General features: G+C 68.9%; 11 protein-coding genes. 4 read left to right on the top strand and 7 right to left on the bottom strand.

Annotated elements, in window-relative coordinates; all coding sequences use genetic code 11:
• From WA670_RS17235 to WA670_RS17225, 3 genes are all read right to left on the bottom strand, one after another.
• Positions 1-1,028 (bottom strand): HEAT repeat domain-containing protein (locus tag WA670_RS17235; protein WP_134727825.1); only part of this gene is annotated, 1,028 nt, incomplete at its 3' end.
• Positions 1,022-1,702 carry a HEAT repeat domain-containing protein gene (locus WA670_RS17230; RefSeq protein ID WP_037811766.1) on the bottom strand — a complete coding sequence of 227 codons (681 nt, stop codon included), beginning with the start codon at positions 1,700-1,702 and terminating at the stop codon, positions 1,022-1,024. The genes WA670_RS17230 and WA670_RS17235, both read right to left, overlap by 7 nt.
• 97 nt (positions 1,703-1,799) lie before the next feature.
• Complete coding sequence (locus tag WA670_RS17225; RefSeq protein WP_037811768.1) at positions 1,800-2,339, bottom strand: cupin domain-containing protein; 540 nt, start codon at positions 2,337-2,339, stop codon at positions 1,800-1,802.
• Positions 2,340-2,443: 104 nt separating this feature from the next.
• Here WA670_RS17225 and WA670_RS17220 point away from each other — a divergent pair, with 104 nt between their 5' ends.
• Both WA670_RS17220 and WA670_RS17215 read left to right on the top strand, forming a co-directional pair.
• Positions 2,444-3,004 carry a TetR/AcrR family transcriptional regulator gene (locus WA670_RS17220; protein ID WP_037811770.1) on the top strand — a complete coding sequence of 187 codons (561 nt, stop codon included), beginning with the start codon at positions 2,444-2,446 and terminating at the stop codon, positions 3,002-3,004.
• Positions 3,005-3,242: 238 nt separating this feature from the next.
• Positions 3,243-4,067, top strand: a complete 825-nt coding sequence (locus WA670_RS17215; protein ID WP_205673049.1) for a M55 family metallopeptidase — start codon at positions 3,243-3,245, stop codon at positions 4,065-4,067.
• A 145-nt stretch (positions 4,068-4,212) separates the two neighbouring features.
• Here the strand turns inward: WA670_RS17215 and WA670_RS17210 are convergent, their stop codons facing one another.
• From WA670_RS17210 to WA670_RS17195, 4 genes are all read right to left on the bottom strand, one after another.
• Positions 4,213-4,476, bottom strand: a complete 264-nt coding sequence (locus WA670_RS17210) for a DUF397 domain-containing protein (protein ID WP_134727824.1) — start codon at positions 4,474-4,476, stop codon at positions 4,213-4,215.
• A gap of 101 nt (positions 4,477-4,577) precedes the next feature.
• Positions 4,578-5,591: a ketol-acid reductoisomerase gene (ilvC, locus tag WA670_RS17205; protein ID WP_037811773.1), complete on the bottom strand. Its 1,014-nt coding sequence runs from the start codon at positions 5,589-5,591 to the stop codon at positions 4,578-4,580.
• Between the two features lie 42 nt (positions 5,592-5,633).
• Positions 5,634-6,140: an acetolactate synthase small subunit gene (gene ilvN / locus WA670_RS17200; protein ID WP_037811774.1), complete on the bottom strand. Its 507-nt coding sequence runs from the start codon at positions 6,138-6,140 to the stop codon at positions 5,634-5,636.
• On the bottom strand, positions 6,137-8,023 hold the full coding sequence (locus WA670_RS17195; protein ID WP_167756505.1) for an acetolactate synthase large subunit: 1,887 nt from the start codon (positions 8,021-8,023) through the stop codon (positions 6,137-6,139). The genes ilvN and WA670_RS17195 overlap by 4 nt, the downstream gene beginning before the upstream one ends.
• A 324-nt stretch (positions 8,024-8,347) precedes the next feature.
• On the opposite strand from WA670_RS17195, the gene WA670_RS17190 reads away from it, so the two are divergent.
• Together WA670_RS17190 and ilvD are read left to right on the top strand one after the other, a co-directional pair.
• The gene (locus tag WA670_RS17190) at positions 8,348-8,941 is read left to right on the top strand and encodes a PH domain-containing protein (RefSeq protein WP_205673048.1); all 594 of its coding nucleotides are present in this window, start codon (positions 8,348-8,350) and stop codon (positions 8,939-8,941) included.
• Between the two features lie 72 nt (positions 8,942-9,013).
• A complete protein-coding gene (ilvD, locus tag WA670_RS17185; protein ID WP_134665597.1) occupies positions 9,014-10,858 on the top strand; it encodes a dihydroxy-acid dehydratase in 1,845 nt (614 codons plus the stop codon).
• Positions 10,859-11,190 lie beyond the last annotated feature (332 nt).

Raw genomic sequence — 11,190 nt, 5'->3', positions numbered from 1 at the left:
GTGCTTCCCGAGCCCTCACCACCAACACCCTCACGCTCTTCAACAACCTTCACCAAAGCCGAAGCCACCAACGCCACCGCCCGATCCCCATCCCCTGTCAGTTGCTGCAACGCCCCGTGCGCGAGCGTCCCCGGCATCTCCGCGAGTGCCTGCGTCAACCGGATCCGCACCGCTGAATCGGCAGGATGCGCCGCCGAGGCCTCGACCAACGCGCCGACAATTCCGCCCGCACCCCCGTCCGCCAGCGCGCCCAAAACCTCAGCTGCCTCGACGTCGTTTCGCCCCTCAACGACCATTTCGACAAGCGTCGGCACCGCCTCCCCTACACCTCGCGCGCCTAGAGCGAGCGCCGCATGCCGACGGACCGCAGGATCGGAACCGGCGAGCGCGTCCATCAACACAGCGGTCGCCTCGTCGCCGGGCAACTCGATGAGTGCCAGGATCGCGCGTCGGCGGACGTCGGCGTTCTCCGAGCGGAGACCGGACGCCACATTCGCCACCGCGTCGCCGTCTGTCCGGGCGAGGGCCCATCGGAGTGCGCCGGCGACGTTCGGGTCGGATTCGGCGAGGATCGCCCTGGCCAGCACTTCTGCGGGGACCGGGACATCGTCGGCCGGAGCCAGGACCGTCTGCTGCCGACGCGCGGCACCCGGTGAATTGAGCCCGCGCAGCAATTCGACGATGCGCAAGGCACCCTCCCATCCGGAGGGTGCCGAGGCATCGACCGCGCGGAGCCGGTCGAGCAGCTCCTGTTCCCGCTTCAGCCGGTCTTCGGTCCGCCGGATGAGGTCGCCGACCAGCTCCGACGGCACGAAAGCGGGATCTTCCAGCGCCCGGCCGATCTGCCGCAGCGACATCCCGAGCGACCGGAGGCTCTCCACGTGGAAGATCCGGCGGATGTCGTCGGCGGAGTATTCGCGATAGCCGCCCACGGTGCGACCGGTCGGCCGCACCAGGCCGAGGGCGTCGTAGTGCCGGAGCATCCGGGTGCTCACCCCCGAACGGCGGGCGACCTCGCCGATCAGCACGCGGTTTCCCGAGCCCGTTCCGGACCGAGTGCGACAATCCGTTTCGCCTCGTCCACGGCTTGGTCGAAACCGGCGTCTGGGTCGCGAAGCAGCCGCTCTGTGGCAACAGCGTGCGCCCGAACATCCGGGTCGGTACTCGTCACTGCGGCCTCCAGCACCGGCTCGATCATGGGACCGAGCGCGACCAGCGCTCGGCTGAGGCTGAGCTGCAGCGTCCGGTCGCCGCGACCGAGCTGTGTCGCCAGTTCAGCCGCCAGCCCGGGCTTGTCTCCGTCTGGCACCAGGACGACAGCCGCCCGCCACGCGCTTCTCGCGACCTCGTCGTCGGCGTCGCGCAGCAACGATCGGGTGATCGCTGGCCACACGTTCCGGTCGCCGATTTTGGACAACGTGTGCAGCGACTGGCTCCGGGCCTGCGCCACCGGCGACCGCAGCTCCGCGAGAAGCCGCGGCACCGTGTCCCCGGCCGGGAACCGGGTCAACGCCCAAGTGAGCATGTCGCGTACGTAAAAGTCCGGCTCGATCGCGCACCGTGCGACGAGCGCCTCGACGAGACCAGGGCCGTCCGGGCGCGTTCCGATCGTCAGGGCGGCCTGCAGCCGCGTCGACGAGTCCCCGGCGCCCAACGCCTCGATCAGCCGTGTGAGCTGGGAATTCATCTGGGTCGAGTTCATCGGGATCACCTCCGCCGACCAGTGAAGACCTTGTCACAATGTCAATGTCAAACCCGGCGGGCAAAAGGAACTGTCGCCGCTCAGTGGCGAATCCGGCCTACGCCCGATCCGCACCGACAGCGACGCCGACGATCGTGCACGGTTCGGCACCGTGGTTTCGCCAGGCGTGCCGCGTGCCGTTTTGGACGACGACATCGCCTGTCCGCAAGACCGTCTGCTCCCCGTCGTCCAGCTCCAACGTGACCTCGCCCGAGACGACCAGGACGTAATCGAGAGTGTCGGTGGTGTGCATGCCCGGTGCGTCGGGCTCCATTGCGGCGGCCGCGCCCGGTGCCTGTCGCTCCAGTTCTTCCCAGGCTGCCGTCACGTCGAGATCCCGCGCCGGGGTCAGTTCGCCAGGCGCGATCGTGTTGATCATGAACCGCGAACCGTCCCGCGGCGGGTAATACGCCTCGGCCTGACCTGGCGAGCCGTTGTCGGGAAATGCCGGTCGCTCGTCCCTGCCCCACAGCCGGTAGATCGCGCAGCCCGGCATCAAGCCGGAGGTGATCGGCTCGACGGTGCCATCGGCGACCACCCGGGCCTTGCCGTCGGAGTCGTGCCCGGTGACCACTCGGCGAACCTTCGCGTGTGCCATCTCTTCGCCCCTCAGTACGGCAGCGTATGGATACGGCTGCGCATGGATACGCCACCGTATCCAGCGCGGACAGGGCCGTCAATACGGTGGCGTATCCTCCGCGCATGGTGAACGATTCGCCCCGGCTGTCCGCCCAGGACTGGACGCGAGCCGCGCTGAAGGCGATCGCGGACGGCGGACTGGCCGCGGTCGGAGTCGAGCCGCTCGCGCGGACGCTCGGCGTGACCAAGGGCAGTTTCTACGCGCACTTCCGCAACCGGGACGAGCTGATCACCGCGGCTCTCGCCGATTGGGGGCGAAACCACGGCGAAGCGGGGCTCGCCGAGTACGCCGCAATCGCCGATCCGCGGCAACGGCTGCGTGAACTGCTCACCGCCGTCGTGCGCGCCGTCCAGCCATTGGCCCCGTCGGTACACCTGAGCCTGCTCGGCGATCGCAACGACCCGCGGGTCAAGGACGCGGTCGGCCGCGTCAACCAAGCCCGACTCAACCTTCTGACCAGCACGTATCTCGAACTCGGCTTCCCGCCGGATCAGGCGGCGCATCGGGCGCGAGTCGCTTACGCGGCCATTCTCGGGCTGCTGCACCTGGCCCAAACCGAGGCGGACTCGCCAAGTCCCGACGCACTTGCCGACGCGGCGGCGGCGATCTTCCTGCCGTCCTGAGGGCCAGCCCGCGCGCACCGCACCGGCCGCTGCAGCATTGGCCTCCCAGTGGCGAATCCGACGGGACACGAATCTGGTCCGGCGAGATCGGAGTAGCCGCGAATCGGCGAAACTCGCGATCGACCGAACATCCGGAGACCCGAGAATCCCGCCAAACGCGAGGCGGCCGATCGCGACCCGTGCACGGAATCGCTCGATAAGGTGGCATTCCTGACCATGTGTCGCCAAGAAGGGCGTGATGGAGATGCGGGTGCTCGTCTCGGTCGACATGGAGGGAATCGCCGGAGAGGTCCACGGCGAAGAGGTCATTCCCGGGCACAGCGAATACGAACGCAACCGCAAGCTGCTCACCGCGGAGGCCAACGCAGCCGTCCGCGGCGTATTCGCGTATGACGCAGCCACGCACGTCCAGGTCACCGAGGCGCACGCGAGCTTCCGGAACCTTCTGCCCGAACTGCTGGACCGACGCGCCGAATTGCTCCGCGGCACACCCAAGCCTGGCGGGATGATGGCGGGATTGGCCGAGAATACGGACGCGGTCCTGTTCATCGGCTACCACGGCAAGGCCGGCACACCCCGCTCGGTCATGGCGCACACCATCTCCGGCGGGACCATCGCGGACGTCCGTTGCAATGGCCGTTCGTTGGGCGAAATCGGTCTGAACACCGCGCTCGCGGCGCACTACGGCACGCCGCCGGTGCTGGCCAGCGGCGATGACACCGTGGCGGCTGAGGCGGCCGAAGTCGCCCCGGGCATCCGCTCCGTGGTGGTCAAACGCGCGCTGGGGGCGGGCGCGGCCGCGATGCTGCATCCCGACGAAGCGTGCGACCAAACCGAGCACGCGGTACCCGAAGCGCTGGCCGGCCGGGAGGACGTCCGACCGCTGCGCTTCGACGGCCCGGTCGACCTGGAAGTCCAGGTGCACCGGCCCCGGATGACCGAACACGCACTGCTGGTGCCGGGTATGGAACTCGCCGACGGCCGTACCCTCCGCTACCGGGCACCGGACTTCCCGACGGCCTACCAGGTCATCGAACTCATCGCGACGCTCGGAGCCGTCTGATCCGGACTGCCAGCCCCGACCGCACGGCCGCGCTCGAACCTCTGACCTGGGCAATCACACCGCTAACCACAGATTCGCCACTAAACGGCAACAGCCGCCCCCAAGCAGCGAGGCCGGTTTCCCGGTCACAAAGGGTCGCGAAAACCTACGACTCCGGCAACTCGAACTCGCCGTCCCGGACCCCGCGCGTGAACGCGTCCCATTCCGAAGGCGTGAACACGAGCACCGCACCGTCCGGGTCGGACGGCTGCCGGATGGCCACGTAGGTCACCCCGTCCGAGTGCGGGACGAACGCGTACTCCGCGCAATGCTCCAGGGTCACGCCCGCAGGTTCGGCGCGGATCCAGGTGACGCCGGTGAGGTCGAGTTCGTGCCGGATGTGCGCCTTGTCGTCGGTCGGGCGGCTCATCGGCACAGCGTATCCGCCATTCAGCGGCAACGCCTTGGAACGAAAAGAGGCCCCTGCCGTCCGGCGAACGGACGGAAGGGGCCTCCTGCCAAGAAAAACCGTCAGGCGGTCTCGGTGATCGGCCGGTCCACCCACGACATGAGGTCGCGGAGCTTCTTGCCGGTCTTCTCGATCGGGTGCTGGTTGCCCTGCTCCTCGAGCTTCGTGAAGTTCGGCCGGCCGGCCTCGTCCTCGGCGACCCACTCGCGGGCGAAGGTGCCGTCCTGGATCTCGCCCAGGATCTTCTTCATCTCCTCCTTGACGGCCGGCGAGATGACGCGCGGGCCGCGGGTGAGGTCGCCGTACTCGGCGGTGTCGGAGATGGAGTAGCGCTGGCGCGCGATGCCGCCCTCGTACATGAGGTCGACGATCAGCTTCAGCTCGTGCAGCACCTCGAAGTACGCGATCTCCGGGGCGTAGCCCGCCTCGGTGAGCACCTCGAAACCGGTCTGCACCAGCGCGGACGCGCCGCCGCACAGCACCGCCTGCTCGCCGAAGAGGTCGGTCTCGGTCTCCTCGGTGAAGGTCGTCTTGATGACGCCGGCCCGCGCGCCACCGATCGCCGCGGCGTAGGAGAGCGCGAGCGCCTGGGCGTTGCCCGAAGCGTCCTGCTCGACCGCGATCAGGCAGGGCACGCCCTTGCCGTCCACGAACTGGCGGCGGACCAGGTGGCCCGGGCCCTTCGGGGCGACCATCGCGACGTCGACGTTCGCCGGCGGCTTGATCAGCTCGTACCGGATGTTGAAGCCGTGGCCGAAGAAGAGCGCGTCGCCGTCCTTGAGGTTCGGCGCGATGTGCTCTTCGTAGATGAAGCGCTGCTTCGTGTCCGGCGCGAGGATCATGATCACGTCGGCCTCGGCGGCCGCCTCGGCGACCGACAGCACGCGCAGGCCCTGCTCCTCGGCCTTCGCCCGGGACTTGGACCCCTCCTGAAGGCCGATCCGGACGTCGACGCCCGAGTCGCGCAGGCTGAGCGAGTGCGCGTGGCCCTGGCTGCCGTAGCCGATCACGGCGACCTTGCGACCCTGGATGATCGACAGGTCGGCGTCGTCGTCGTAGAAGATTTCCACTGCCATGGGGGGTACTACTTCCTTCCGTACTTACACGAAATCTGAGGTTCAGCGGGGAGAAGCGGCGGTGATCGAGCGGGCCCCGCGGCCCACCGCGACCATGCCGGACTGGACGAGTTCGCGGATGCCGTACGGCTCCAGCATCCGCAGCAGCGCGCCGATCTTGTCCGACGTCCCGGTCGCCTCGACGGTGAGCGCCTCCGGCGAGACGTCCACCACCTTGGCGCGGAAGAGCTGGACGGTCTCGAGGACCTGGCTGCGCACGGTGGCGTCGGCCCTGACCTTCACGAGCAGCAGTTCGCGCTGCACCGCGCTGCCAGTTTCCAGCTCGACGATCTTGATCACGTTCACCAGCTTGTTGAGCTGCTTGGTCACCTGTTCGAGCGGTAGCTCCTCAACGGCGACCACGATCGTCATCCGGGACACCTCGGGGTTCTCCGTGGGCCCGACAGCAAGGGACTCGATGTTGAAGCCGCGGCGGGAGAACAGTCCCGAGACCCGGGCGAGCACACCGGGCTTGTTCTCGACCAGCACGCTCAGCGTGTGGACAGTCATGCTTGTTCTCCCTCCGCGGCCGCGGCCTCGGCGGCTTCCTGCGAAACCTCGTCGTCGTCGAACAGCGGCCGGATGCCGCGGACGGCCATGATCTCGTCGTTCCCGGTGCCCGCGGCGACCATCGGCCACACCTGGGCATCCTTCCCCACGACGAAATCGATCACGACGGGGCGGTCGTTGATTTCCATCGCGCGCCGGATCGTCGCGTCGACGTCTTCCTTGGCCTCGCAGCGCAGGCCCGCGCAGCCGAGCGCCTCGGCCAGCAGCGTGAAGTCCGGGATGCGGTGCTTGTGCGTGCCGAGGTCGGTGTTGGAGTACCGCTCGGAGTAGAACAGGTTCTGCCACTGGCGGACCATGCCGAGGTTGCCGTTGTTGATCACGGCGACCTTGATCGGCGCGCCCTCGATGGCGCACGTGGCGAGTTCCTGGTTGGTCATCTGGAAGCAGCCGTCGCCGTCGATCGCCCACACCTGCGTGTCCGGGAGGCCGAACTGCGCGCCCATCGCGGCCGGGACGGCGAAGCCCATGGTGCCGAGGCCGCCGGAGTTGATCCAGGTGCGCGGCTTCTCGTACTTCACGAACTGCGCGGCCCACATCTGGTGCTGCCCGACGCCCGCGGCGTACACCGCGTCCGGGCCGACCAGCTCGCCGATCCGCTCGATGACGTACTGCGGGGACAGCGAACCGTCGTCGGGCCATTCGTAGCCCGCCGGGTAGTCCTCGCGCCACGAGTCGACCTGCGTCCACCAGTCGCTCAGGTCGGGACGGGCGCGGTCGAACTCGGTCTTCACCGCTTCGATCAGCTCGCCGATGATCTCCTTGCAGTCGCCGACGATCGGCACGTCCGCCTTGCGGTTCTTGGAGATCTCGGCCGGGTCGATGTCCGCGTGGACGATCTTCGCGTCCGGCGCGAACGAAGACAGCTGGCCGGTGACCCGGTCGTCGAACCGGGCGCCGAGCGCGACCAGCAGGTCAGCGCGCTGCATCGACGCGACCGCGGCGACGGACCCGTGCATGCCGGGCATGCCGACGTGCTGGCGGTGCGAGTCCGGGAACGCGCCGCGCGCCATCAGCGTGGTGGCGACCGGGATGCCGGTCAGCTCGGCGAGTTCGCGCAGCTGCTCGGACGCCTCGGCCTTGATCACGCCGCCGCCGACGTACAGCACCGGCCGCTGGGCCTGCGCGATCAGCTTCGCGGCCTCGCGGACCTGCTTGCCGTGCGGACGCAGCGTCGGGCGGTAGCCGGGCAGCCGCAGTTCGGGCGGCCAGGAGAACGAGGTCATCTCCTGCAGCACGTCCTTGGGGATGTCCACCAGCACCGGGCCCGGGCGTCCGGTCGCGGCCAGGTGGAACGCCTCGGCGATCGCCCGCGGGATCTCCGCCGGGTCGGTGACGAGGAAGTTGTGCTTGGTGATCGGCATGGTGATGCCGCAGATGTCGGCTTCCTGGAACGCGTCGGTGCCGATCAGGGCGCGCGACTGCTGCCCGGTGATGGCGACGACCGGAACCGAGTCCATGTTGGCGTCGGCCAGCGGAGTGACGAGGTTCGTGGCTCCCGGACCCGAGGTGGCCATGCAGACGCCGACCTTGCCGGTCGCCTGGGCGTACCCGGTGGCGGCGTGCCCGGCGCCCTGCTCGTGGCGGACGAGGACGTGCCGGACCTTCGTCGAGTCGAGCAACGGGTCGTAGGCGGGAAGGATGGTGCCACCCGGAATGCCGAACACGACCTCCGCGCCGACCGCCTCGAGCGAGCGGACAAGCGACTGCGCGCCGGTGACGCGCACCGGCGTACCCGCCGGCGGGGCGGGCTTCGGACGTGCTCCTGGGACACCGGGCGCGGTCGGCCCGGGCTTCGCGTCGCTGCGCGACGTGGCACTGGTCATCGGTTCTGCCTCGTGGGTTCTCGGTGTCACTCGTTCGGGTTGTCTGGGCCGTACTTCCGGTCGGGGAACCGGTTTCACGCAACAAAAAACCCTCGCCGACCGTAAGGTCGCACGAGGGTCGCGCGTCGACGCAGAGGACTCTTCCTAAGCGTCGGCGCGCTGGGGAAGTACGAGACCGGTCTGCGTAATCACGGCCCCGACGTTAGTCGCGCGCCTGGGCGAGTGTCAACTCTACGGGACAGCGGTTCCGCATCGTGGACGGCCAGTACTGCTCCCGCGCGACCCGGACGCAGGTCACTCCCGGCGTCGGTGCACCATTCCTGCGTGGCCAAGAAACAGCAGGACCAGCGTGCGGACGAGGGCCGGAAGGCCGTGTTCCGGATCCCGACCACGGCGTATCTCGCGATCGGTCTGCTGACCGTCTGTGTGACACCGATCGCACTGGGCGAGATCGGCGGATTCCAGTGGCTGTACGTCTTCCCGCTCGCGCTGCTCGTGTTCGTCGCGCGCACGCGCACCGTCGCGACCCGCGAAGGGCTGCACATCCGGACCGTCTTCGGCAAGCGCGACCTGCCGTGGTCGTCGCTCAAGGGCCTGGCGATCACGAACAAGGCCCGCGTGCGCGCGGTCCTCGGCGACGACACGCAGGTCAGTCTTCCCACGGTGCGGACGCGGCACCTTCCGGTACTGGCGCTGGTGAGCGAGGGCAAGATCCAGGACCCGTCCGGCGTGCTGAGCGACGAGGAACTCACCGGTCGCAAACCGGCCGCCGCCGAGACCGCGCCGGATGCTGCTGAGGAACCCGCTGCAGAACCCGCGCCGGAGCCCTCTCCCGAGCCCTCCCCCGGGCCCGCTGAACCGGAGCCTTCCGCCGACGCGGAGCGGACCGGCGGCGGCAGCGGCAAACCCGCCGAGTAGAATTGGTAGGACCAGTTTGCGGAGCCGTAGTTCCCCTCCGCCTGGTTCAGCCTTCTGACCTGGGAGAATGCCGTGCCGCACCTCCGTTCCCGGACCACCACCCACGGTCGCAACGCGGCGGGCGCACGCTCGCTCTGGCGTGCGACCGGAATGACCGACAGCGATTTCGGCAAGCCGATCGTCGCGATCGCCAACTCCTACACCCAGTTCGTGCCCGGCCACGTGCACCTCAAGGACCTCGGCGAGATCGTCGCCGAGGCGGTCGCCGAAGCAGGCGGCATCGCGCGCGAGTTCCACACGATCGCGGTCGACGACGGCATCGCGATGGGTCACTCGGGCATGCTCTACTCGCTGCCCTCGCGCGAGATCATCGCCGACTCGGTGGAGTACATGGTCAACGCGCACCAGGCCGACGCGCTGGTGTGCATCTCCAACTGCGACAAGATCACGCCGGGCATGCTCAACGCCGCGATGCGGCTCAACATCCCGACCGTGTTCGTCTCCGGCGGTCCGATGGAAGCCGGCAAAGCAGTGGTCGTCGAAGGCGTCGCGCACGCCCCGACCGACCTGATCACCACCATCGCGGCCTCCGCGAACTCGGCGGTCGACGAGGCCGGTCTGTCCGAGGTCGAGCGCTCCGCCTGTCCGACCTGCGGTTCGTGCTCCGGCATGTTCACCGCGAACTCGATGAACTGCCTCACCGAAGCGCTGGGCTTGTCGTTGCCGGGCAACGGTTCCACGCTCGCGACGCACGCGGCTCGCCGCGAGCTGTTCTCCAACGCCGGACGCACGGTGGTCGAGCTGTGCAAGCGCTGGTACGGCTCCGATGACGAGTCCGCGCTGCCGCGTTCGATCGCCACGAAGGAGGCGTTCGAGAACGCGATGGCGCTCGATATGGCCATGGGCGGGTCGACGAACACCGTGCTGCACATCCTCGCCGCCGCGCAGGAGGGCGAGGTCGACTTCACGATCAGCGACATCGACGCCATCGGACGGCGGGTGCCGTGCCTGTCGAAGGTCGCGCCGAACTCCGACTACCACATGGAAGACGTCCACCGGGCCGGCGGAATCCCCGCGATCCTGGGCGAGCTGTACCGCGGCGGCCTGTTGAACACCGGCGTGCACGCGGTCCACGCGCCGGACATCGCGACGTGGCTGAACGAGTGGGACATCCGCGCCGAGTCTCCGTCGGAGAAGGCGTTGGAACTGTTCCACGCTGCCCCCGGCGGGGTCCGGACCACGCAGGCGTTCTCGACGGAAAACCGCTGGTCGTCGTTGGACACCGACGCCGCTGGCGGCTGCATCCGCGACGTCGAACACGCCTACACGAAGGACGGCGGCCTCGCGATCCTGCGCGGCAACCTGGCCGAGAACGGCGCCGTGATCAAGTCCGCGGGCATCGACGAGGAGCTGTGGCACTTCCAGGGCCCGGCGCGGGTGCTGGAGAGCCAGGAGGAAGCCGTGTCGGCGATCCTCAAGAAGGAGATCCAGCCGGGCGAAGTGCTGGTCATCCGCTACGAGGGCCCGGCGGGCGGTCCCGGCATGCAGGAAATGCTGCACCCGACGGCGTTCCTCAAGGGATCCGGCCTCGGCAAGAAATGCGCCCTGATCACCGACGGCCGCTTCTCCGGCGGTTCCTCGGGCATCTCGGTCGGGCACATCTCGCCGGAAGCTGCCGCGGGCGGACTGATCGGCCTGGTGGAGAACGGCGACCAGATCGTCCTGGACGTCCACGAGCGCCGGCTCGAGCTGCTGGTCGAGCCGGAAGTTCTGGCCGAACGGCGGGCGAAGATGGAGGCTTCGGAGCGTCCGTGGCAGCCGAAGGACCGGGAACGCCCGATCACCTCGGCGCTGCGGGCCTACGCCCGGATGGCCACGTCGGCCGACACCGGCGCGGTCCGGGACCCGAACCGCTGATCCTGCTGTTTGCTTTGCCGGAAGGGGCCCGCGCGTGGTGCGCGGGCCCCTTTTCCGTATCTCGGCCAGTCGGCTTCCACCGCCGCAATCCCGATTTGCGCCGCCGACGTTCCCCGGCCGACACAATTCGCCGCTGAACGGCCAACGGCCACCGCGGCTAGCCCGAGTCCCCCGGCCCGCCCCCATTCGCCACTCAACGGCGACTGCTCCCTGACCAGCCCAAGCCACCCTGGGTCAACGCGAATCGCCACTCAACGGCGAGCAGTCGCTCCGGCCTGCCCGAGTCGCCAGGCCGCAACATTCGCCGCCAAACGGCGAACACTCGCTCTCGC

Origin of the sequence: Amycolatopsis sp. VC5-11 (assembly GCF_037034185.1) — a bacterium.
Classification (GTDB): domain Bacteria; phylum Actinomycetota; class Actinomycetes; order Mycobacteriales; family Pseudonocardiaceae; genus Amycolatopsis; species Amycolatopsis nivea.
The sequence above is the reverse complement of the archived record's forward strand: the minus strand, read 5'-3'. Positions and strand labels throughout refer to the sequence as shown.